The sequence below is a fragment of the Microbispora sp. ATCC PTA-5024 genome (assembly GCF_000511135.2).
Taxonomy (GTDB): domain Bacteria; phylum Actinomycetota; class Actinomycetes; order Streptosporangiales; family Streptosporangiaceae; genus Microbispora; species Microbispora corallina.
Genome location: NZ_KI866528.1, coordinates 362,968 through 384,761, shown reverse-complemented (window position 1 = coordinate 384,761; position 21,794 = coordinate 362,968). Strand labels below are relative to the sequence as shown.

Annotated in this window: 19 protein-coding genes and 1 pseudogene; 4 read left to right on the top strand and 16 right to left on the bottom strand. The window is 73.1% G+C overall.

The window, feature by feature from the left end; all coding sequences use genetic code 11:
• Positions 1 to 235: 235 nt before the first annotated feature.
• The 13 genes from ruvB to pgsA all read right to left on the bottom strand — a co-directional run bounded on the left by ruvB (position 236) and on the right by pgsA (position 11,185).
• Positions 236 to 1,285: a Holliday junction branch migration DNA helicase RuvB gene (gene ruvB, locus MPTA5024_RS38690; protein WP_036333534.1), complete on the bottom strand. Its 1,050-nt coding sequence runs from the start codon at positions 1,283 to 1,285 to the stop codon at positions 236 to 238.
• Between the two features lie 46 nt (positions 1,286 to 1,331).
• Complete coding sequence (ruvA, locus tag MPTA5024_RS38685) at positions 1,332 to 1,952, bottom strand: Holliday junction branch migration protein RuvA (RefSeq protein ID WP_036333532.1); 621 nt, start codon at positions 1,950 to 1,952, stop codon at positions 1,332 to 1,334.
• Complete coding sequence (gene ruvC, locus MPTA5024_RS38680) at positions 1,949 to 2,551, bottom strand: crossover junction endodeoxyribonuclease RuvC (protein WP_036333798.1); 603 nt, start codon at positions 2,549 to 2,551, stop codon at positions 1,949 to 1,951. The genes ruvA and ruvC overlap by 4 nt, the downstream gene beginning before the upstream one ends.
• A 109-nt stretch (positions 2,552 to 2,660) precedes the next feature.
• Positions 2,661 to 3,821, bottom strand: coding sequence for a GNAT family N-acetyltransferase (locus MPTA5024_RS38675; RefSeq protein ID WP_036333530.1), 1,161 nt, complete (start codon positions 3,819 to 3,821; stop codon positions 2,661 to 2,663).
• 57 nt (positions 3,822 to 3,878) lie between these two features.
• Positions 3,879 to 4,631, bottom strand: coding sequence for a YebC/PmpR family DNA-binding transcriptional regulator (locus tag MPTA5024_RS38670; protein WP_036333528.1), 753 nt, complete (start codon positions 4,629 to 4,631; stop codon positions 3,879 to 3,881).
• A 3-nt stretch (positions 4,632 to 4,634) separates the two neighbouring features.
• Positions 4,635 to 5,225 (bottom strand): pyridoxal 5'-phosphate synthase glutaminase subunit PdxT, encoded by a 591-nt coding sequence (pdxT, locus tag MPTA5024_RS38665; RefSeq protein WP_036333526.1) that lies wholly within the window; start codon positions 5,223 to 5,225, stop codon positions 4,635 to 4,637.
• A 67-nt stretch (positions 5,226 to 5,292) separates the two neighbouring features.
• Positions 5,293 to 5,718, bottom strand: a complete 426-nt coding sequence (locus tag MPTA5024_RS38660) for a MarR family winged helix-turn-helix transcriptional regulator (RefSeq protein WP_036333524.1) — start codon at positions 5,716 to 5,718, stop codon at positions 5,293 to 5,295.
• 70 nt (positions 5,719 to 5,788) lie between these two features.
• Positions 5,789 to 6,706: a pyridoxal 5'-phosphate synthase lyase subunit PdxS gene (gene pdxS / locus MPTA5024_RS38655; protein ID WP_442922133.1), complete on the bottom strand. Its 918-nt coding sequence runs from the start codon at positions 6,704 to 6,706 to the stop codon at positions 5,789 to 5,791.
• A 112-nt stretch (positions 6,707 to 6,818) separates the two neighbouring features.
• Entirely contained in the window at positions 6,819 to 7,826 is a 1,008-nt protein-coding gene (locus tag MPTA5024_RS38650; protein ID WP_036333520.1) for a DUF3048 domain-containing protein, read from the bottom strand.
• Between the two features lie 131 nt (positions 7,827 to 7,957).
• A complete protein-coding gene (locus MPTA5024_RS38645) occupies positions 7,958 to 8,494 on the bottom strand; it encodes a hypothetical protein (RefSeq protein WP_036333518.1) in 537 nt (178 codons plus the stop codon).
• Positions 8,491 to 9,621, bottom strand: a complete 1,131-nt coding sequence (locus MPTA5024_RS38640) for a glycosyltransferase family 4 protein (protein WP_036333516.1) — start codon at positions 9,619 to 9,621, stop codon at positions 8,491 to 8,493. The genes MPTA5024_RS38645 and MPTA5024_RS38640 overlap by 4 nt, the downstream gene beginning before the upstream one ends.
• The gene (locus tag MPTA5024_RS38635; protein WP_084370353.1) at positions 9,618 to 10,583 is read right to left on the bottom strand and encodes a phosphatidylinositol mannoside acyltransferase; all 966 of its coding nucleotides are present in this window, start codon (positions 10,581 to 10,583) and stop codon (positions 9,618 to 9,620) included. Before MPTA5024_RS38635 ends, MPTA5024_RS38640 begins: the two co-directional genes overlap by 4 nt.
• A complete protein-coding gene (gene pgsA, locus MPTA5024_RS38630) occupies positions 10,580 to 11,185 on the bottom strand; it encodes a phosphatidylinositol phosphate synthase (RefSeq protein WP_036333794.1) in 606 nt (201 codons plus the stop codon). Before pgsA ends, MPTA5024_RS38635 begins: the two co-directional genes overlap by 4 nt.
• Before the next feature lie 267 nt (positions 11,186 to 11,452).
• On the opposite strand from pgsA, the gene MPTA5024_RS38625 reads away from it, so the two are divergent.
• From MPTA5024_RS38625 to MPTA5024_RS38615, 3 genes are all read left to right on the top strand, one after another.
• Positions 11,453 to 13,582: an elongation factor G-like protein EF-G2 gene (locus MPTA5024_RS38625; RefSeq protein WP_036333514.1), complete on the top strand. Its 2,130-nt coding sequence runs from the start codon at positions 11,453 to 11,455 to the stop codon at positions 13,580 to 13,582.
• A gap of 214 nt (positions 13,583 to 13,796) precedes the next feature.
• Positions 13,797 to 15,398 (top strand): glycoside hydrolase family 10 protein, encoded by a 1,602-nt coding sequence (locus MPTA5024_RS38620; protein ID WP_036333512.1) that lies wholly within the window; start codon positions 13,797 to 13,799, stop codon positions 15,396 to 15,398.
• Positions 15,399 to 15,489: 91 nt separating this feature from the next.
• The gene (locus tag MPTA5024_RS38615) at positions 15,490 to 17,694 is read left to right on the top strand and encodes a hypothetical protein (RefSeq protein ID WP_051459199.1); all 2,205 of its coding nucleotides are present in this window, start codon (positions 15,490 to 15,492) and stop codon (positions 17,692 to 17,694) included.
• A 34-nt stretch (positions 17,695 to 17,728) separates the two neighbouring features.
• Here MPTA5024_RS38615 and MPTA5024_RS38610 read toward each other — a convergent pair whose 3' ends face one another.
• Positions 17,729 to 18,277, bottom strand: coding sequence for an HIT family protein (locus tag MPTA5024_RS38610; protein ID WP_036333510.1), 549 nt, complete (start codon positions 18,275 to 18,277; stop codon positions 17,729 to 17,731).
• A gap of 267 nt (positions 18,278 to 18,544) precedes the next feature.
• On the opposite strand from MPTA5024_RS38610, the gene MPTA5024_RS38605 reads away from it, so the two are divergent.
• Positions 18,545 to 19,300 carry an Asp23/Gls24 family envelope stress response protein gene (locus MPTA5024_RS38605; protein ID WP_084370351.1) on the top strand — a complete coding sequence of 252 codons (756 nt, stop codon included), beginning with the start codon at positions 18,545 to 18,547 and terminating at the stop codon, positions 19,298 to 19,300.
• An 87-nt stretch (positions 19,301 to 19,387) separates the two neighbouring features.
• On the opposite strand, the gene thrS is transcribed toward MPTA5024_RS38605, so the two are convergent.
• Both thrS and MPTA5024_RS38595 read right to left on the bottom strand, forming a co-directional pair.
• On the bottom strand, positions 19,388 to 21,364 hold the full coding sequence (gene thrS, locus MPTA5024_RS38600) for a threonine--tRNA ligase (protein WP_036333508.1): 1,977 nt from the start codon (positions 21,362 to 21,364) through the stop codon (positions 19,388 to 19,390).
• A gap of 177 nt (positions 21,365 to 21,541) precedes the next feature.
• A pseudogene (locus tag MPTA5024_RS38595) lies at positions 21,542 to 21,794 on the bottom strand (phosphoketolase); the annotation flags it as partial.

The window sequence follows — 21,794 nt, the reverse complement described above, 5'->3', positions numbered from 1 at the left end:
ATGCGCGGCCGCGGCGACGGTGTGCGTCGGCGTAAGCGGCCAGTCAAGCCACGCAGTGTATGCGAGGCTCCGGAAGCCCGGCAACGAGGCCACGATCCGGCGCGCGGGAAAGTTCCCATTTCGTGCGGTTCGCAATCGTTCTGTGATCAGTGCTGGTCCCGACAACACGCATGTACGACTTGCGCCGTCCCGTTTCTCCGCGTTGCCGCCGATACGCGGTCGCCCGCCGAGGGCGCTACGCGTCGTCGAAGAGCGTCGATACGGCCGGGGATCCGAAGGCGTCAGGAGGCGGAGTCAGACCGAGGTGCGCCCACGCGGCGGCGGTGGCCACCCGGCCCCGCGGCGTGCGGGCGAGCAGGCCCTGCCGGACCAGGAACGGCTCGGCGACCACCTCCACGGTCTCGGGCTCCTCCCCCACCGCGACGGCCAGGGTGGACAGGCCCACCGGCCCGCCGCCGAACTTGCGCAGCAGCGTCGTGAGCACGGCCCGGTCGAGCCGGTCGAGCCCCTCCGCGTCGACCTCGTACAGGTTGAGCGCGGCGGCCGCCACCTCGCGGCTGATCGTGCCGCTCGCGCGGACCTCGGCGTAGTCGCGCACCCGCCGCAGCAGCCGGTTGGCGATGCGGGGCGTGCCGCGCGAGCGGCGGGCGATCTCGTGCGCGCCGTCGGGCGGCAGCTCGACCGCCATGAGCCTGGCCGACCGGAACAGCACCTGCTCCAGCTCGGCGACCTCGTAGAAGTCCATGTGCGCGGTGAAGCCGAACCGGTCGCGCAGCGGCGCCGGCAGCAGGCCCGCCCGGGTCGTCGCCCCCACCAGGGTGAACGGCGAGATGTCGAGGGGGATGGAGGTCGCCCCGGGGCCCTTGCCGACCACGATGTCGACGCGGAAGTCCTCCATCGCGAGGTAGAGCATCTCCTCGGCGGGGCGGGCCATCCGGTGGATCTCGTCGATGAACAGGACCTCGCCCTCGGTCAGCGTCGACAGGATCGCGGCGAGGTCGCCGGCGCGCTCCAGGGCGGGCCCCGAGGTCATCCGCAGCGGCGCGCCCAGCTCGGCCGCGATGATCATCGCGAGGGTCGTCTTGCCCAGGCCGGGGCCGCCGCTCATCAGCACGTGATCGGGCGGCCGGTTGCGGCGCAGCGCGCTCTCCAGCACGAGGGACAGCTGCTCCCGGACGCGTCCCTGCCCGATGAACTCCTCCAGGCGCCTCGGCCGCAGCGCCGCCTCGATGGCGTGCTCGTCGCCCTCGGGCTCCGGCGCCACCAGGTCCCGGTCGAGGCTCACGCCGCACCTCCCCGGTCCGTTGAACGTTTCATCGCCCGGGCCCCGCTCACCGGACGCTCAGGGCGCGGAGGGCGGACTTCAGCAGCGCGGCGACCTCGGGCGCCCGCCCGGCCGCCGTCTCGGCGTCGGCCTCGGGGGCGACGGCCGCCACGGCCTCGTCGGCGTCCCTGGCCGAGTAGCCGAGGCCGACCAGGCCGGAGTGCACCTGGTCCCGCCAGGCGGGACGGGCCGCCGTGCCGTTCAGGGCGGCGTCGACGGCGTGGCCGGGGGTGCCGAGCTTGTCCTTGAGCTCCAGCACGATGCGCTGCGCGCCCTTCTGGCCGATGCCGGGGACCATGGTCAGCGCCTTGATGTCGGCGCTCGCCACCGCGACCCGCAGCGCGTTGGGGGTGTGCACCGCCAGCATGGCGAGCGCGAGGCGCGGCCCGACCCCGCTGGCGGTCTGCAGCAGCTCGAAGACGGCCCGCTCGTCGTCGGCGGCGAAGCCGTACAGGGTCAGGGACTCCTCGCGGACGACGAGGGAGGTCGCGAGCCGGGCGGGCTCGCCCACGCGGAGGGTGGCGAGCGTGCCGGGGGCGCAGTGGACGAGCACGCCGACGCCGCCCACCTCGACCACGGCGCTGTCGGGCCCGACGGCCGCCACCTGCCCTGCCACGGATGCGATCACCGAGCACTCCCTCCCCCAGGCGGACGCCTGGCCACAGTCCTACCAGAGCCCTCGTCCGCCGGAGGGCCTCCCGGCGCGGGTCCGGGACGCCGGGCCCGGGCGAGCGCCTCGGCGAGCCGGTTCTGGACGCCGCCGCGCCACACGTGGCAGATGGCCAGGGCGAGCGCGTCGGCCGCGTCGGCGGGCCTGGGCATCGCGTCGAGCCGCAACAGCCGGGTGACCATCGTGCCGACCTGCTTCTTGTCGGCGTTGCCGTTCCCCGTGATGGCGGCCTTGACCTCGCTCGGCGTGTGCAGGGCGACCGGCAGCCCCCGGCGCGCGGCGCAGACGATCGCCACCGCGGACGCCTGGGCCGTCCCCATGACCGTGCGGACGTTGTGCTGGGCGAAGACCCGCTCGACCGCCACGGCGTCGGGCCGGACCTCGTCGAGCCAGCGCTCGATCTCCGCCTCGACCGCCACCAGTCGGGAGCCGATGTCGTCGCCCGCCGGGGTGCGCACCACGCCCACCGCCACGAGCCGCAGCGGCGCGCCGGGGCGGCCCTCCACGACGCCGAGCCCGCATCGCGTCAGCCCGGGGTCGACCCCCAGCACCCGCAGCTCGGGCAACCGCACGGCGCCTCCCTGGTCCGCCCGCCCAGCGGCACCGGGACCGCCGAACACGTGTTCGGCGGGCAACTCTACCGTGATCAGGCCGAGGCCGCGCGCCTCAGAAGTAGTCGATCATGTACGCGTCGCAGCCGAAGGCCGCGTCGAGGGCGTCGTCGGTCTCGGGCGAGCCGCCCGAGAGCAGTCCCGCGCGGCGGAGCGTGGCGGTCGGGACCCCGGCGTACAGGGCGGACAGGCCGCCGATCGTGAAGCGGGACGGCGAGCCGGCCGGCCCTGAGGTCTCGGCCGTGCAGCCGCCGTCCGCCACCCGCAGGCGCCACGTGCCCGAGTTGGACGGCCGCAGGGCGTCGTCGACCTCGACGACCGCGTCGAGCGCGACGCCCGCGGGGAAGCCCCGGCGCTCGACGGCGGCGGGCAGGTCGACGATCCGGAACATCCAGCGGTCCTGCGCGACCTCGTCCTTCGATCGCTCGCGCAGCAGCCACAGGACCGGGTCGCGGGGGTCGACGCAGGCCCGGACGGACTTGGCGACCGAGGAGGCCGAGCCGACGAGCGACCAGAGGGCGCGGGCGGTGGCCTCGGAGCCGGCGACGAGGTTGTCCACCTCGATGTCCCCGTCGCTCCAGCGGTAGATCACGTAGCCGTCGTCGGCGAGGTAGCACATGTCGTCCTCGTCGCCGAGCCACAGGCGCCAGGTGCGCTCGTCCCAGCCCAGGGGGCCGGAGGAGCGGGCGGCGGCGTGCACCCGGTCGATCACGCCCATGAGGTCCGGCGCGTCTGCGGGCCCCATGCGGCGGATCTTCACGCCCGCGTCGGGCGGGGAGAGCGTGCGCAGCGCCTCGGACGGCAGGGTGACCCGGTGCCGGCCGCCGGCGTGCTCGTAGCCCACGCTCCGGTAGAGCGGCGTGGTGGCCGGGTAGAGCGCGGAGACCGGCTCCCCCAGCTCGGCGCATCGCTCGATCACGGCCCGCATGAGCATGCGGCCCACCCCGCGCCCGCGGTCCTCGGGGGCGACGGTCACGCTGCCGATGCCGCCCATGGGCATCGCGCGGCCGTGCCACCACTGGCGGAACGGGTTGGTCCGGGCGGCGGCCACGAGCCGGGTGCCGTCGAACACGCCGAGGTAGCGGCGCTCGGGCAGCATCGGCGTGACCAGCTCGCGCCAGGTCTGCGCGGCGCTCGCCGAGATGGGGCCGAACGCCCGCCTGCGGTTGTCGAGCACCGCGTCGAGGTCGTCGATGCCGAGGTCGCGAATCTCCACGAAGGCGAACCTATGCCGCGCCAGGCCGTCCGGGCGAACCGTTTTCCGCCGCCGCTCTCAGACCTCGAGCTTCTCCATGACCTCGTCGCTGACGTCGAAGTTGGCCCAGACGTTCTGCACGTCGTCGCTGTCCTCCAGCGCGTCGATCAGGCGGAACACCTTGCGGGCGCCCTCCTCGTCGAGCGGGACGTTCATCGTCGGCATGAAGCTCGCCTCGGCCGACTCGTAGTCGATGCCGGCGTCCTGCAGGGCCTTGCGGACCGGGATCAGGTCGGACGCCTCGGAGACGACCTCGAAGGTGTCGCCGAGGTCGTTGACCTCCTCGGCGCCGGCGTCGAGGACGGCCATCAGCACGTCGTCCTCGCTCAGCTCGCCCTTGGGGACGATCACGACGCCCTTGCGGTTGAACATGTACGACACCGAGCCCGGGTCGGCCAGCGAGCCGCCGTTGCGGGTGAGCGCGACGCGGACCTCGGAGGCCGCGCGGTTGCGGTTGTCGGTGAGGCACTCGATCAGGATCGCGACGCCGCCGGGCCCGTAGCCCTCGTACATGATGGTCTGCCAGTCGGCGCCGCCGGCCTCGAGGCCGCCGCCGCGCTTGCGCGCCCGCTCGATGTTGTCGATCGGGACGGAGCTCTTCCTGGCCTTGGTGATTGCGTCGTACAGCGTCGGGTTGCCGTCCGGGTCGGGGCCCCCGGTCCTGGCCGCGACCTCGATGTTCTTGATGAGCTTGGCGAACAGCTTGCCGCGCTTGGAGTCGAGCGCCGCCTTCTTGTGCTTCGTCGTCGCCCATTTCGAGTGGCCGGACATCGCCTAGAGCTCCCTCACCATTTCGACAAAGTACGAGTGCACCCGCGCGTCACCGGTCAGCTCCGGATGGAAGGACGTCGCGAGCAGCGGTCCCTGACGGACCGCGACGATCCTATCCCCCGGCGCTACTCGGCCCAGCACCTGAACGCCGGCGCCGAGGGATTCGACCCAGGGGGCGCGGATGAACACCGCGCGCGTCGTGCCACGCCCGGCGAAGTCGAGATCGGCCTCGAACGAGTCCACCTGCCGCCCGAAGGCGTTGCGGCGGACCACCATGTCGATGCCGCCGAGGGTCTGCTGGCCCTCGATGCCGCCCTCGATGCGGTCGGCCAGCATGATCATGCCCGCGCAGGACCCGAAGGCGGGCATGCCCTCCTTGATGCGCAGCCGCAGCGGCTCCAGCAGCTCGAACGCGGCGGCGAGCTTCCACATCGCGGTCGACTCCCCGCCGGGGACGACGAGCGCGTCGACCGCGTCCAGCTCCTCCTGGCGGCGTACGGCGGACGCGGACGCGCCCGACGCCTCCAGCGCGCGCAGGTGCTCGCGCACGTCGCCCTGGAGGGCGAGCACACCGATCTTCGGCGCGGTCGTCACGGCGCTCCCTTCCTACGATGACGATTCAGCGTATGGCCGGCTGTCCCGGCCGCCCAAACCGGACGGCTCAGGCCCGGCCGAGCCTGGCCAGGGCGGGCAGGGCGACCGACAGCGCCCGCCGCTCCTCGGGGGTGAGGGCGTCCAGCCGGCTGGCGAGGTAGGCGATCCTCGCCTCCCGCACGGTCCGCAGCCGGGCGCGGCCCTCGCTGGTCAGCTCCACCGTCCGCACCCGCGCGTCGGAGGCGTCGAACCCCCGGCTCACCAGGCCGGCCTCCTCCAGGCGGTTGATCTGGACGGTCATGGTGGGCAGCTGGACGCCGTGCTCCTCGGCCAGCTCGGTCATCCGGCGGGGGGCCTCCTCCAGGGAGCCGAGCACCGAGTACTGCTGGGCGGTGACGGGCTGGCCCGCCGTGGTCCTGCGCAGCAGCATCACGAGGTGGCGCAGCTCCAGGGACAGGCTCTCGGCCAGCCGGGCGGTCTCGTCCGTCGTCATGTTCGATCATCCGCCGGACGGCGGCCGGAGGCGCCGCGAGCGACGCCGCCGGCTCCCGTCACCGGACGTCCTACCAGCCACGCTCGGCGAGGCGGTGCGGGACGGGGATGTCGTCGACGTTGATGCCGACCATGGCCTCGCCGAGACCGCGGGACACCTTGGCGATCACGTCGGGGTCGTCGTAGAACGTGGTGGCCTTGACGATCGCCGCGGCGCGCCGGGCCGGGTCGCCGGACTTGAAGATGCCGGAGCCGACGAACACGCCCTCGGCGCCGAGCTGCATCATCATGGCGGCGTCGGCCGGGGTGGCGATGCCGCCGGCGGTGAACAGCACGACCGGCAGCCTGCCCTCGCGCGCGACCTCCGCCACCAGCTCGTACGGCGCCTGCAGCTCCTTGGCCGCGACGTACAGCTCGTCCTCCGGCAGGGAGGTGAGCCGCTTGATCTCGCCGCGGATCTTCCGCATGTGGGTGGTGGCGTTCGACACGTCGCCGGTGCCGGCCTCGCCCTTGGAGCGGATCATCGCGGCGCCCTCGGTGATGCGGCGCAGGGCCTCGCCGAGGTTGGTGGCCCCGCACACGAACGGCACGGTGAACTGCCACTTGTCGATGTGGTTGGCGTAGTCGGCCGGGGTCAGCACCTCGGACTCGTCGACGTAGTCGACGCCCAGCGCCTGGAGCACCTGGGCCTCGACGAAGTGCCCGATCCTGGCCTTGGCCATCACGGGGATCGACACCGCCGCGATGATGCCCTCGATCATGTCGGGGTCGCTCATCCGGGAGACGCCGCCCTGGGCGCGGATGTCGGCCGGGACGCGCTCCAGCGCCATGACGGCGACGGCTCCGGCGTCCTCAGCGATCTTGGCCTGCTCCGGGGTGACGACGTCCATGATGACGCCGCCCTTGAGCATCTCGGCCATCCCGCGCTTCACACGGGCGGTGCCGACGGCGGTGGTCTCGTTGACTTCGGGGACGCTGCTGGACACGATCTACCTCACGACGGCGGGCCTACGGGTTCCCCTCCATCGTAGGTCCTGACCGATCCCGACCCTGACGTACCACTATGTCAGGGTCGATCATGCGTTTTGTACGGGATGACCATCAGGGGGCGACGGGCTTGCGCGAGGCGAGCACCACCCAGACCTGTCCGCGGGCGAACGGCATCGGCTTGCCGTCCGCGGTCGTGTAGGTCGTGCCCTCCTTCTCGGAGGGGCGCGACCACCGCATCCGGTAGGCCTGGCCGTCCCGCAGGACGACGCCGGTGCCCTTCCCGACCGTGTGCACGAGCGGGGTGTAGCTGCCGTGGAAGTCGTGGAACTGCGACCGGTCGGTCTTCACCCACTGGATCACGACCGTGGGCGCGCCCTGCTGGCCGCCCTCGGCCGCCATGTCCTTGGCGCCGTCCTGCGTGACCAGCCACCGCTTCTCCGAGGCCGACCAGGCGAAGACGAAGCTCGCGGCCGGATACCTGACCGTCACCCGCTTCTGCGGGGTGCCTCCCGCCGGGGGCTGGTCGGAGAAGGCGAAGCCGATGTCGGCGGCCTTGGCGGCCTGCGGGGCGTGGGCCAGGAGCTTGCGGGGGCTGGCGAACAGGTTGTACGGCGCCACGCGGCCGGGGACCCGCGTGTAGGCGGCGGGGTCGCTGCTGTCGGACACGTCGTACAGCGGCGCCTTCTGCACGAACGGGATCATCTTGGTCTGCACGCCCGAGTAGGCCAGGGCGGGCTTGCCGAACTGCGGCAGGATGTGCAGGTCGGAGATGCGGGCGCTGCGGACCGGGCCGACCTGGGCCGGCAGCTTCGAGGAGAAGATCGCCATGATGCGGGTGAGGCCGCCCTCGACCTGCTCCAGGTAGACGATGTCGGCGCTGCGCAGGCCCATCTGCGGCTTGCCCGCCGAGGTGTTCTCGATCTTCACGGCGAGCACGGGCTTGCGCGCGCTCACCGGCCGTCCGGTGAACGGGTGCTCGGGCGGCGGGGCCGGCGACGGGGAGGCGGCGGCCGGGCTGCCCTCCCCCTGCGCGTGCGGGGCGCCGCCGCCGTCGGAGGAGCACGCCGCCCCGGTGAGGACGACCCCGAGGGCCAGCGTGTAGCCGATCACTGCCCGCACCGCAACAGCTCCTCCCCTGAAGAGCCCCCGTGACCAGGCACGACACGCCCGGTTTGGCGAACCCTCGCGATGAAACGGGACGAGCTTACCGGCCCGGGGCCCGGCTGCCCGCACCAATCCGGCAGAAGGGGTTATTCCGCGGCCAGGGACTCCGGCGGGGCGTCGTCGATCTCGAAGAACTGGGGGTAGTCGGTGTGCCCGGCCAGCCGCAGCGACCGGGCCAGCCAGCGCCGCTGGGCCGTCCGGGTGACGGCGGCGGCGTTGTTGTAGAACCGGCGGGAGTACACGACCTTGGCGACCGCCTCCTCCAGCTCGGCCAGCAGGGCCGACCCCGCGGGCAACTCGGCCAGCTTCTCCCGGAACCGCTCCTGGTCGACGACCGCGCGCAGCGTCCGCGACAGGTCGCTCTCGGCGTGCTCGCGCTCGTCCGGGCCCGCCGTACGGGCCTCGTGGGCGGCGGCGGCCAGCACGAGCGAGGTGGCGGGGTCCAGGATGCGGGACCCGGCCAGCTCCAGGCACACGGCGGCGCGGCGCAGCAGCGCGGCGTCCAGGGCGGCGTGGGCGGTCTCCAGCCGGATGTGCAGCCTGTCGAGGCGGCCGGCCCGCCAGGAGACGTAGACGGCGGCCAGCACCACGATCACGCCCGCCACGAGGATCAGCGTCGTCACGAGATCTCCTCCACCACCCCGCCGGTGGCGTGGGTCACGGTCTCGTACACACGGACGACCTCCCGCGCGACCGTCGACCAGTCGTACTTCCGCACGGCCTGGCGGGCCTCGTCCGACAGCTTGGCCCGGCGCGAGGGGTCGTCCAGCAGGCGGGCCGTCTCACGGGCGAGCGCCGCCGGGTCCCCCGTGGCGAACAGCGCGCCGGCCTGCCCTTCGCCGAGCACCCGGCGGAAGGCCGGGATGTCGCTGGCCAGGATCGGCGCGCCGGCCGACATGGCCTCGGTCAGCACGATGCCGAAGCTCTCGCCGCCCAGGTTGGGGGCGCAGAAGACGTCGACCGAGTGGTAGGCGCGGACCTTGTCCTCCTCGCTGACCATGCCGAGCAGCCCCACCCGGTCCCGGTACGGCCGGGGCACCCGCCCGAGGACGTCGTCCGGGTCGCCGGGGCCGGCGATCAGCAGCCGCAGGCCCGGCCGTTCGGGGGCGAGCAGGGCGAACGCCTCCAGCAGCACGGGCAGGCCCTTGCGGGGCTCGTCCATGCGGCCGAGGAAGCCGATGACGCCGCCGTCGGGGCCCCACCCCGGCAGCGGCTCCCCCTCGGCGTACCGGCTCACGGTGACGCCGTTGGGAATGAGCACGGCGTCGCCGCCGAGGTGCTCGACGAGGGTCCGCCGGGCGGCGTCGGACACCGCGATCCTGCCGGTGAGCTTCTCCAGCGCGCTCTGCAGCATGGGCGCGGCCACCGACATGGCCCGCGACCGCTCGTAGGAGGCGTGGAATGTGGCCACGATCGGCCCGCTCGCCACCCAGCAGGCCAGCACGCCCAGGGACGGCACGGCGGGCTCGTGCACGTGGAGGACGTCGAACCGGCCCTCCCTGATCCACTTGCGGACCCGGTTGGCCGACAGGAACCCGAACGCGAGCCGGGCCACCGACCCGTTGTACGGCACGGGGACGGCACGGCCGGCTGAGGTGACGTACGGGGGGAGGTCGGCGTCGTCGGCCGCCGGGGCGATGACCGACACCTGGTGCCCGTCGGCGATCAGCGCCTCGGCGAGGTCGCGGATGTGCGCCTGCACGCCCCCCGGGACCTCCCATGTGTAGGGGCAGACGATGCCGATCCTCACCGCGGTCCCCCGGGACGCGGCTCCAGGTCGTCGAGCCAGAGGCGCTGCAGCATGTGCCAGTCCTCCGGGTGCTCGGCGATGCCCTTCTCGAAGACCGCCGCCACGCTCTGGGTCATCGCGGCGGCCTTCTCCTGCCGGGTGCCCTCGGCGGGCACCGGGATCTCGTCGTACACCCGGACGCCCCAGCCGCGGCCCTCGAACCACAGCACGGCGGGGAGCAGCGGGGCGCCGGTCTGGATGGCCAGCAGCGCGGGCCCAGCGACCATGCGGGTGCGCGCGCCGAAGAAGTCGACCTCGATCCCGGAGGCGGTCAGGTCGCGCTCGGCGGGCAGGCAGACGGGGCGGCCCTGACGCAGCCGCCTCGCGAGCGTGCCGAAGGCCATGGCGCTGCCGCCCTCCCGCCTGGTCAGCGGCAGGACCTCCATGCCGAGGCTCTCGCGGTAGGCCACGAACCGCTCGTACAGCGACTCGGGCCGCAGCCGCTCCATGACCGTGGTGAACGGGTAGCCGACGTGGCCCAGCCAGGCCCCGGCGAGGTCCCAGTTGCCCATGTGCGGCAGCGCGATCACCGCGCCGCGGCCCTTCTTGACGTTGTCGAAGATGTTCTCGGCCCCCGTGATGTTCATCCCGGAGACGATGCGCTCGCGGCTCATCGAGGGCAGGCGGAACGACTCCATCCAGTAGCGGAAGTACGACCGCATCCCGGCGCGGCTGAGCGCCCGGACCGCCGGGGCGGCGGGATCGGCGCCGATCACCCGCGCGAGGTTCGACTCCAGGCGCAGGACCGACCGGCCGCGCCTGCGCCACAGGACGTCGGCGAGGACGCGGAAGAACCACGCGGCCACGCGCTCGGGGACGTACCGCACCAGGGCCCAGCCCAGGGTGTACGCGGACGCCACCAGCCGGTCGCCGATCGGCACGCGGGGCTGGGGCCGCCCGGCTGGGCCGGCCGGGGGGGTCATCGCACCACCGCCTGTCGGTAGACATGGACCATACGCTGCACGACCGTCACGGCGCTCGCCGCGGCGAGCAGCCACAGCCCGGCCGCAAGGATGTACGGCACGCCGAGGCCGGACAGGCCCGCCGCCACGAGCACGACCACGAGCCGCTCTCCCCGCTCGGCGAGGCCGACGTTCGCGGTCATGCCGAGGCCCTCTGCCCGGGCCTTCGCGTAGGAGACCAATGCTCCCGCGACGAGGCAGAAGAGCGCGACGCCCGCGAGGAGGATCTCGGGCTCCTTCTCGAGGACGAAGTACAGGATGAGGCCCGAGAAGATCGCGGAGTCGCCCAGGCGGTCGAGCGTGGAGTCGAGGAAGGCCCCCCACGTGCTTCCCGACCCCGTCATGCGGGCGAGGACGCCGTCGAGCAGGTCGGCGAAGACGAAGAACGTGATCACCAGCGTGCCCGCGAACAGCATCCCCCGCGGGTAGAAGAACAGCGCCGACGCGACCACGCCGAGCGTCCCGACGGCGGTGATCACGTCCGGGGATATCCCGAGGCGGGCGAGGGCTCGCCCCAGCGGGGTCATGATTCGGGTGACGGCGGGGCGCAGCAGTTTCAACATCGCCGTCCGATCGTAGGCCATGAACGCCCACCCCACCTCGCAAGCACATTCCACTGAAAAGTCTTGTGATATGCGCCACATGGGTAAAGGGTGAAGAACACGCGCCTGTGCGGCCGCGGGGAGCTGACGTGGGGGTTAACGCCACATGGACTCCCGCGCGGGCTCCGCCGAGGCGGGCCCCCGGGCGCGGACAGCGACGGCATGAGCGGCCGGCGCACGGCGCGTGCCACGCGCCCCGCCCGGCGGCTCGGAGATTCGGGAGGCGACGTGGCCGAGAGATCACCGGGCGCGACAACAGGGGCCGCGGGCAGGGCACCCGCGGCCGATCGGCCGGACATGGTGCGCAATGTCGTGCTGGTCGGCCATTCCGGAGCCGGGAAGACGACCCTCGTCGAGGCGCTGCTGGCGGAGACCGGCGCCGTACAGCGCGTCGGCCGGGTCGAGGACGGCACCACGGTCAGCGACTTCGACGAGGTGGAGGTGCGCCAGCAGCGGTCCGTCAACCTGGCGCTCGCCCCCACCACCCACAACGGCATCAAGATCAACCTTCTGGACACGCCCGGGTACGCGGACTTCGTCGGCGACCTGCGCGCCGGGCTGCGCGCGGCCGACGCGGCGCTGTTCGTCGTCTCGGCCGCCGAGGGCGTCGACGGCCTGACCCGGATGCTCTGGGACGAGTGCGCGCTCGTCGGCATGCCGCGGGCCGTGGTCGTCACCAAGATCGACCACCAGCGGGCGAACTTCGACGAGGTCCTCGCGAGCTGCCAGGACGCGTTCGGCGACGGCGTCGCGCCCCTCTATCTTCCCGTGGACGGAGCCGGCCTGCTCGGCCTGCTCTCGCAAAGGTTCTTCGACTACACGAGCGGCTCCAGGACCGAGCGCGAGCCCTCGCCCGACCAGCTCGCGCTGATCGAGCAGTACCGGGGCGACCTGATCGAGGGGATCATCCAGGAGAGCGAGGACGAGTCCCTCATGGACCGCTACCTCTCCGGCGAGGAGATCGACACCAAGGTCCTCATCGACGACCTGGAGAAGGCGGTCGCCCGCGCCAGCTTCTACCCGGTGCTCGCGTCGGGGCCCGGGGTCGGCATGCGGGAGATCCTCGAGGTCGTCACCCAGGGGTTCCCGTCGCCGCTGGAGCACCCGCTGCCGCAGATCACGACCGTGGACGGCAAGCCGGTGTCCGGCGTCACCGCCGACCCGGACGGCCCGCTGGTCGCCGAGGTCGTCAAGACCACCAGCGACCCGTACGTCGGGCGGATCAGCCTGGTCCGGGTGTTCTCCGGCACGCTGCGGCCCGACATGACCGTCCACGTCTCCGGCCACGGCCTGGCCGAGCGCGGCCACGACGACCACGACGTCGACGAGCGCACGGGCGCGCTCACCTCGCCGCTCGGCAAGGTCCAGCGCACGGTCGGCAAGTGCGTCGCGGGCGACATCTGCGCGATCGCCAAGCTGTCGCGGACCGAGACCGGCGACACGCTGTCCGACAAGGACAGCCCGCTGCTGATGACCGCGTGGACCATGCCGGACCCGCTGCTGCCGATCGCCATCAGAGCCCGCTCCAAGGCCGACGAGGACAAGCTCAGCCAGGCCCTCGGCCGCCTCGTGGCGGAGGACCCGACCCTGCGCCTGGAGAACAACCCCGAGACCCGCCAGCTCGTGCTGTGGTGCATGGGCGAGGCCCACTCCGACGTGCTGCTGGACCGGCTGGCCAAGCGGCACGGCGTCGAGGTGGAGAAGGTGGACCTGCGGGTGCCGCTGCGGGAGACGTTCGGCGGGAAGGCCCAGGGCACGGGCCGCAACGTCAAGCAGACCGGCGGCCACGGGCAGTTCGCGATCTGCCACATCGAGGTCGAGCCGCTGCCCTCGGGCAGCGGGCTGGAGTTCGTCGACAAGATCGTGGGCGGCGTGGTGCCGCGGCAGTTCATCCCGTCGGTGGAAAAGGGCGTCCGGGCGCAGATGGAGCGCGGCGTCGTCGCCGGGTACCCGGTCGTCGACATCCGGGTCACCCTCCACGACGGCAAGGCCCACTCGGTGGACTCCTCCGACATGGCCTTCCAGATCGCCGGGCAGCTCGCCCTGAAGGACGCGGCGGCCAAGTGCGCCACCCCGCTGCTGGAACCGGTCGACGAGATGTCCGTCCTGGTCTCCGACGAGTACGTCGGCGCGGTGATGTCCGACCTGTCCTCCCGCAGAGGGCGGGTCCTCGGGACCGAGCCCGTCGGCACGGGGCGCACGCTCGTGCGGGCCGAGGTGCCGCAACTGGAGATCACGCGGTACGCGATCGACCTGCGCTCGATGTCCCACGGGACGGGCACCTTCACCCGGTCGTTCCTGCGGTACGAGCCGCTCCCGTCGCACCTGGCCGACAAGGTGGCCGCGACGGCCGAGTAAATCTTCCGGCCCGGGCCGCTCACGGTCCGGTAAACGGCCTCCTGCCTGGGGTTTCCCGGGCGGCGGGTTTCGCCCGCCCGCCGCCCGGGGAGCCCCTTTACGTGCGTCTCGTCACATGCGTATCACGAGTCGATTTCTTTTTTCGGGCTAAACCGCTCGTTTGCCGATGCCAGACTGATGGCCGGACTTATCGGCAATTCGGGAGGGTCGCCACGTGAGTGAGCGGGGCCGCAGGCAGGTCAGTCGCCCGTTGATCGCCACCACCCTGGTCGCCGCGGTGGCGGCCGGGGCGGCCTACACCTTCGGGCCGGGCGCGCGGGCGGACCAGGCGGACCGGAAGGCCTCGCCCTCGCAGGAGCGCGCGCGGGCCGCGGACGCGCCCGCCCAGAGCCTGACCGCCGCCGCGTCCTGCGCCACCAGCGCCCGCTACCCCAAGCGCCAGCTCCGGGGCGTCTGGATCGCGACCGTGCACAACCTCGACTGGCCCTCGCGCCCGGGGCTGAGCCCGGCCCAGCAGCAGGCCGAGTACCTGAAGATCCTCGACAGCGCCGTGAAGCACCGGTTCAACGCCGTCTTCGTCCAGGTCCGCCCGGCCTCCGACGCGATCTACCGCTCCTCGCTGGAGCCGTGGTCCCAGTGGCTGACCGGCACCGCCGGCAAGGACCCGGGCTGGGACCCGCTGCCGTTCCTGGTGGACGAGGCGCACAAGCGGGGCCTGGAGTTCCACGCCTGGTTCAACCCGTTCCGCGCGGCCGACAGCGCCACGTCGAAGCTCCCGGCGGGCCACCCCGCCAAGGTCCACCCCGACTGGGTGGTCAAGCACGAGGGCCGCCTCTACTACAACCCCGGGCTGCCGCAGGTCCGCGACTGGGTGACCAGGGTCGTCACCGACGTGGTGCGCCGCTACGACGTCGACGGGGTGCACTTCGACGACTACTTCTACCCCTACCCCGGCAACGGCGCGAAGTTCGCCGACTCGGCCGCGTACAAGAAGTACGGCACGGGCATGTCGCTGGGCGACTGGCGGCGCCGCAACGTCAACGAGCTGGTGGCGGAGGTGTCCCACGCCGTCCACGCGGCGAAGCCGTACGTGAAGTTCGGGATCAGCCCGTTCGGGATCTGGCGCAACAAGGCGGAGGACCCGGGCGGCTCGGCCACCAAGGGCATGTCCGGCTACGACGCGATCTACGCCGACGCGAAGGCGTGGATCAAGGCCCGCTCGGTCGACTACGTGATGCCCCAGCTCTACTGGCCGCGGGGCTTCGCCGCCGCCGACTACTCGGTGCTGCTCCCCTGGTGGGCGAACGCCGTGAAGGGCACCGGCGTCGACCTCTACATCGGCCAGGCGCTCTACCAGGTCGGCACCACCGGCGCCTGGAAAAAGGCGGGCGAGCTGCCCGCGCACCTCGCGCTCAACCGGAAGTACCCCGAGGTCGGGGGGGACGTCTTCTTCAGCGCCGCCCAGCTCGTCAGGAACCCGCTCGGCGTGCTCGACCGCATCACGAAGGAGCACTACACCCGGCCGGCGCTGCTCCCGCTGCTCACGGGCTTCGACACGACCCCCCCGGCCGCCCCCCGCGGGATCGCCGCCTCCGGCGGCACGCTCACCTGGAAGGCCCAGCCCGGCGCCCGGGCGTACGGCGTCTACCGGGTTCCGGGCGGCGACGCCTCGTGCGCCACGGCCGACGCCCGCAACCTGGTGGCCGTCGTCCCGGCCTCCGACGCCCCGTCGTACGCGACGACGGCGCCCGGCGCCTACTACGTGACGGCCCTCGACCGCCTGGGGAACGAGAGCGCGGCCGTCCCCGCCGGTTGACGCGATGAGGGGCGCGGCCGCCCCGGGTCCGGTACCGTGGACGCGAGCTTCAGCAAGATCACGTTCGTGAAGCGGATCGGGGAGGTCACCGGTGAGGCGAGCGCTGGTCGCCGTCGTGCTCGGGCTGCTGGCGGGCGCGCTGACGCCGGGCGCGTCCGCCGCGGCGGCCGGGTCCGCGACGGCGGGCGAGTCCACGACGGCGGGCCGGTCCGCGTTGGCGGGCGGTTCCGCCGTGAGCGCGTCCGCTACGGCAGGACGGTCGGCGACCGCCGGGGGGCCGCGGATCGCCCTGGTCGGCGTGCCCGGGCTGATGTGGAGTGACGTCACCCCGGCCGACACCCCGAACCTGTGGCGCCTGGCCGGCGGCAGCGCCCTCGGCTCGCTGTCGGTGCGCACCGTCGGCAACGTGACCTGCCCGTACGACGGGTGGCTCACGGTCTCCTCCGGGGTGAGGTCGGCCGTCGGGGGGCGCTGCGGGATGCCTCCCGTCCCGGACAGGAGCGGCGAGGGCGCCGTCGTGCCGGAGTTCTCGTGGCTGTGGGAGGTCCGCGGCCAGGACGGCGCCGGCACGCTCGGCCAGGCCCTCCACGACGCCCGCAGGACGACGATGGCGGTGGGGCCGGGCGCCGCGCTGGCCCTCGCCGACCGCCACGGCCGGGTGGACGTCTACGCCGCCTCCCCCGCCGAGGTGACCGACTGGTCCCGCGCCGACGTGCTGGCCGTCGACATCCCCGACCTGATCACGCCGTACGTCCAGGGGGACAGGATCGCCGCCGTCCCCGAGCCGCTCTCCCCGCAGGCGCGCCTGGCGGCCGTCAGGGCGGCGGACGCGCGCCTCGGCGAGGTGCTCCCCCGGCTCGGGACCGCCCCCGTGCTCCTCGCGGGCCTGGGCGACCACGCGTCGGTCCCGCACCTGCGCGCCGCGATGCTGCGCGACCCGGGGGCGGCGGACGGCGGGCGGGCCCGGTGGCTCGGCGGCCGGTCCACCCACCGCGACGACATGGTCATCCTGCCCGACCTGACGGCGACGATCCTGGCCCGGGCCGCCGTTCCCGTCCCCGCCGCCGTCGTCGGGGTCCCGGCGGAGACGGCCCCGGCGGGCGGCGACCTCGCCGGCCGCGTCGAGACGCTGCGCGTCGGCGACGTGGCGGGGCAGACGATCAGGAACATGACCGGCGTCTTCTTCACCTCGCTGGCCGTGCTGCAGGTGCTGTTCTACGCCGGGGCGTTCCTGCTGCTGCGCCGCCGCGAGGGTCTGCGCGCGGTGCGGGTCGCCGCCATCGCACTCGCCGCGATCCCGGTGTCGACGTACCTGGTGAACCTCACGCCCTGGGCCCGCGCCCCGCAGCCGACGCTCACGCTGGTGGCGGGCATCGGCCTGACGGCGGCCGCGCTGACCGTCGTGGCGCTCGCCGGGCCGTGGCGGCGCGGCGTGGTCGGGCCGGTCGCGGTGATCGCCGCGGTCACGGCCGCGGTGCTGCTGGGCGACCTGCTGACCGGCACGCCGCTGCAGCTGAACAGCGTCATGGGCTACACGGGTGTGGTGGGCGCGCGCTACTACGGCCTCGGGAACATCCCGTTCGCGCTGCTGGCCACCGCCGTCCTGCTGGTCACCACGGTGGTCGCCGACCGGCTGGTCCGCTCGGGACGCAAGGTGCTCGGGGTGGCGCTGGTGGCCGCGCTCGGCGGGTTCGCGATGCTGCTGGACGGCTGGCCGGGCGTGGGCAGCGACTTCGGCGGGGTGATCGCGTTCGTCCCGGGCATCGCCGTGGCCGCGCTGCTGGTCGCCGGGAAGCGGGTGTCGGTGATCCGGCTCGCCGCCTTCTGCGTCGCGGGCGGCGTGGTCGTGATGGGGATCGCGTTCCTCGACTACCTGCGCCCGCCGGACAGCCAGACCCACCTCGGCCGGTTCGTCGGGCAGGTGCTCGACGGCACGTTCCTGCCGGTGATCTCCCGCAAGCTCGGGGCCATGCTGCACACGCTGATCAGCCCCAACCTGATGCCCGTGGTGATCGCGGCGTTCGCGTTCCTGGTCTTCGCGCTGCTGCGACCCGGTCAGGCGAGCGCGGGCGCCCTTCCGGTGGCGTTCGAACGCGCCCCGACGCTCAAGGCCGGCCTGCTGGGCGCCCTCGTCAGCGGCGTCGTCGGCATGCTGGTGAACGACTCCGGCGCGGCCGTGCTCTCCATGGCCCTGGCTCTGGCCGTTCCGCTCGTGCTGAGCGCCGGCATCCGGGCGCTCCAGCTCGGCGACCCGGTCCCCGCGACGGCGGGCGCCCCCGCCGGCCGTACGGGCTGACCGTTCGCCGCCCCGGGCTCGGGGACGGGAAGGCTCAGGAGGCGGGCCAGGCGTCGGCGAGCAGTTCCCTGGTGTCGCGCAGGAGCTGCGGCAGGACCTTCGTCCGCCCGACCACCGGCATGAAGTTGGTGTCCCCGCCCCACCGGGGCACGACGTGCTGGTGCAGGTGGGCCGCGATGCCCGCGCCGGCCACACTGCCGAGGTTCATCCCGACGTTGAACCCCTGCGCGCCGCTCGCCTTGCGCAGCGCCTGCGTGGACCGCTTGGTGAACTCGGCCAGCTCAGCCGTCTCCGCCTCGTCGAGGTCGGCGTAGTCGGACACGTGCCGGTACGGGCAGACCATCAGGTGACCGGAGTTGTACGGGTAGAGGTTGAGCACGGCGAACACGGTCGCCCCCCGCGCCACGATCAGCCCGTCCTCGTCGGAGAGCTTGGGGATCTCGCAGAACGGGCAGCCGTCGTCCGCCCCGCCCCCACTGGGCTTGTTCTCGCCCTTGATGTAGGCCATCCGGTGGGGGGTCCACAGACGCTGGAAGTTGTCGGGCACCCCGGCGCCGGCCTGCTCGATCGGCTCTGAGTCCACGTTCCCGCTCTCCTCCGTCCCTGCTCCGCGCCGGATCCCCGCCGCCGCCTGTCCAGCAGCATATGACCCGCCGATCTCTCCGCGGACCCCCGGGTCGGCCCGGTGCCGCGGCGGTCGTCCGGGCCGGCGGTGGGACGGCGGTCGCGGGACGGCGGTCGCGCCACATGCCCACCAGATCGGCAGATATCCGGTATTTCCGGAGATCATCCGGCAGAATCCCCCTGCCGATCGGGGTTGGCCGAGGCGTCGAGCAGCAGGAGGGGTCAGATGAGCGAGGTCGCAGAGGTGCGGGCCGGGCAGTGGCAGGAGGAGCCAGAGACCGGCGACGAGACCGGCGACGGGACCGGCGAGGAGGCCTGGACGACCGGGGACGCCGCCGCCCTGGAAGGGTCGCCGCGGACGCCCGGGGAAGCCGTGGACGCAGACGCCGTGGACGCAGACGCCGTGGACGCAGACGCCGTGGACGGGGGCTCGCCCGCGTCCCGGCCGGAGGGCGCTGCCGTGGCGCCGGGGTCCGACGGCACGCCCGCGCGGGACGGGACGGCGGACCAGGACGGGGCGGCCGCGTCCGACTCGGCGGGGCGGAACGGGGCCGCGGGCGGGTCCGCCGGGGCCGAGACCTCGGGCGCGGGGATCGTCAGGGGCCGGATCAAGGTGGCCGACGAGGTGGTGGAGAAGGTCGCCGCGCTGGCCGCGCTGGAGATCCCGGGTGTCGCGGACCTCGGCGGCGACGTGGAGCGCGCCCTCGAGTCGGTCCGCGACCGGATCGGCATCGGCGCCAAGCGGGCGAACCAGGGCGTCAGGGCCGGGATCCGCGACGGCGAGGTCACCGTGGACGTCACGATCGTCATCGTGTACGGGCACGTGGTGATGGACGTCGCCACCGAGGTGCGCACCAACGTCGCCCGGCTGGTCAGCCGGATGCTCGGCATGCGCGTGGTCGAGGTCAACGTCACCGTCGACGACGTCCGCATGCCGGGCCGCCCCTCCGGCGACGACGAGGACGACGACGCGGACGCCTGACCGCGCCGGTCCCGGGAGCCGGGGCTGCCCGGACATGGCCCCCGACCCGCCGTACGGGCTCCCGCGGGAGCCCGTACGGGCAGGGCGTCAGGTCTGGATGCGCCGCTCGACGGCGTCGACGATCTCGGCGACCGCCTCGTCGATCGGCACGCCGTTCTTCTGCTCGCCGTTCCGGTAGCGGAAGGAGACCGCTCCGGCGGCGACGTCGTCGTCGCCGGCGAGCAGCATGTACGGCACCTTGGCCTTCTGCGCGTTGCGGATCTTCTTCTGCATGCGGTCGTCGCTCTCGTCGACCTCGACCCGGATGCCCTGCTCACGCAGCCGCTTGGCGACGTCCTGGAGGTAGGGCACGTGGGCGTCGGAGATCGGGATGCCGACGACCTGCACCGGGGCGAGCCACGCCGGGAAGGCGCCCGCGTAGTGCTCGACCAGGACGCCGAAGAACCGCTCGATCGACCCGAACAGGGCCCGGTGGATCATGACGGGCTGCTGCCGGGTGCCGTCGGACGCCTGATACTCCAGCCCGAAGCGCTCGGGCAGGTTGAAGTCGAGCTGGATGGTCGACATCTGCCAGGACCGGCCGATGGCGTCCCGGGCCTGCACCGAGATCTTCGGGCCGTAGAAGGCGGCGCCGCCCGGGTCGAGGACCAGCTCGAGCTTCTCGGACTCGGCCACCTCCCGCAGGGTCTGGGTGGCCTCCTCCCAGGTCTCGTCGGAGCCGACGAACTTCTCCGGGTCCTTGGTGGACAGCTCCAGGTAGAAGTCCTCCAGGCCGTAGTCGCGCAGCAGGTCGAGCACGAACCGCAGCAGCGAGGTGAGCTCGTCGCGCATCTGCTCGCGGGTGCAGTAGATGTGCGCGTCGTCCTGGGTGAGGCCGCGCACCCGGGTGAGGCCGTGCACCACGCCCGACTTCTCGTACCGGTAGACCGTGCCGAACTCGAACAGCCGCAGCGGCAGCTCCCGGTAGGACCGCCCGCGCGCCCCGAAGATCAGGTTGTGCATCGGGCAGTTCATGGGCTTGAGGTAGTAGCGCGCGCCCTCCAGCTCCATGGGAGGGAACATGCCGTCGGCGTACCAGTCGAGGTGGCCGGAGATCTTGTACAGGTTGTCCTTGGTGATGTGCGGGGTGTTGACGAAGGAGTAGCCCGCCTCCTCGTGCCGGCGGCGGGAGTAGTCCTCCATCACCCGGCGGATCACGCCGCCCTTCGGGTGGAACACCGGCAGGCCGGAGCCCAGCTCGTCGGGGAACGAGAACAGGTCGAGCTCGGCGCCGAGCTTGCGGTGGTCGCGCTTCTCGGCCTCCTCCAGCAGGTGGAGATACTCGTCCTGCTTCTCGCGGGACTCCCAGGCGGTGCCGTAGATGCGCTGGAGCTGCGGGTTCTTCTCGCTGCCCCGCCAGTAGGCGCCGCCCGACCGCATGAGCTTGAAGGCGGGGATGACCCGGGTGCTGGGCAGGTGCGGCCCGCGGCACAGGTCCTTCCAGCACAGGTCTCCCGACTTGGGGTCGAGGTTGTCGTAGATGGTCAGCTGGCCGCCGCCCACCTCGACGCTCGCGCCCTCCCCTGCCTCGGCCGCGCCGCCCTTCAGCCCGATGAGCTCCAGCTTGTACGGCTCGGCGGCCAGCTCCTCGCGGGCCTCGTCGTCGCTCACCGGCCGCCGCCGGAAGGTCTGCCCCTGCTTGACGATCTCTCGCATGCGCTTCTCGATGCGCTTGAGGTCGTCCGGGGTGAACGGCTCGCGGACGTCGAAGTCGTAGTAGAAGCCGTTCTCGACCGGCGGGCCGATGCCGAGGCGCGCCTCGGGGAAGATCTCCTGGACGGCCTGGGCCATGACGTGGGCGGTGGAGTGGCGCAGGATGGCGCGGCCGTCGGGGCTGTCGACGGCGACCGGCTCCACCACGTCGCCGTCGGCGACCTCGGCGGCGAGGTCACGCAGGTCTCCGTTGATCCTGGCCGCGATCACCGACCGGCCGTCGGCGTCGAGCGCCTCCCCGGCCGTCGTGCCCGCCGCCACCACGCGCTCGGCTCCAGCGAGGGTGATGTGCAGATCGAGGGCGGCAGACACGGTGGCTCCTTCATCCATGGGCACGGATCGCTGAGACGTCCCCGCGGGCCCGCGGAAGGGGCGGGCGGGGCTCCGGAATCCGATGCTACCGGTGCCGGAGCCCCGAAATCGCGCGCTTATCTCCCGGTCGGGCGTGGCGGGCGCGGGAGACGGCGGCCGTGGCGGCTGCGCCGCCCGTCAGCAGGGCCAGGTCCAGTCGCGGATCTCGGCGGGGTCCTCGCCGTACTCGCGGGTGTGGGCGCGGGCCCGCAGCCGGGCGTCGGTCATCCGCTGGCGCAGGTGCGCGGCCCGGGCGCCGAGCCCGGGCACCCGGTCGACCACGTCGATCACCAGGTGGTAGCGGTCGATGTCGTTGAGCATCGCCATGTCGAACGGCGTGGTGGTGGTGCCCTCCTCCTTGTACCCCCGCACGTGCAGGTTGTCGTGCCCG

Bases quoted from the DNA above. Each gene is read 5' to 3' on its own strand.
- MPTA5024_RS38670 (WP_036333528.1), bottom strand. From the start codon at position 4,631: ATGTCCGGCCACTCGAAATGGGCGACGACGAAGCACAAGAAGGCGGCG.
- MPTA5024_RS38660 (WP_036333524.1), bottom strand. From the start codon at position 5,718: ATGACGACGGACGAGACCGCCCGGCTGGCCGAGAGCCTGTCCCTGGAG.
- MPTA5024_RS38635 (WP_084370353.1), bottom strand. From the start codon at position 10,583: ATGACCCCCCCGGCCGGCCCAGCCGGGCGGCCCCAGCCCCGCGTGCCG.
- pgsA (WP_036333794.1), bottom strand. From the start codon at position 11,185: ATGTTGAAACTGCTGCGCCCCGCCGTCACCCGAATCATGACCCCGCTG.
- MPTA5024_RS38605 (WP_084370351.1), top strand. From the start codon at position 18,545: ATGAGCGAGGTCGCAGAGGTGCGGGCCGGGCAGTGGCAGGAGGAGCCA.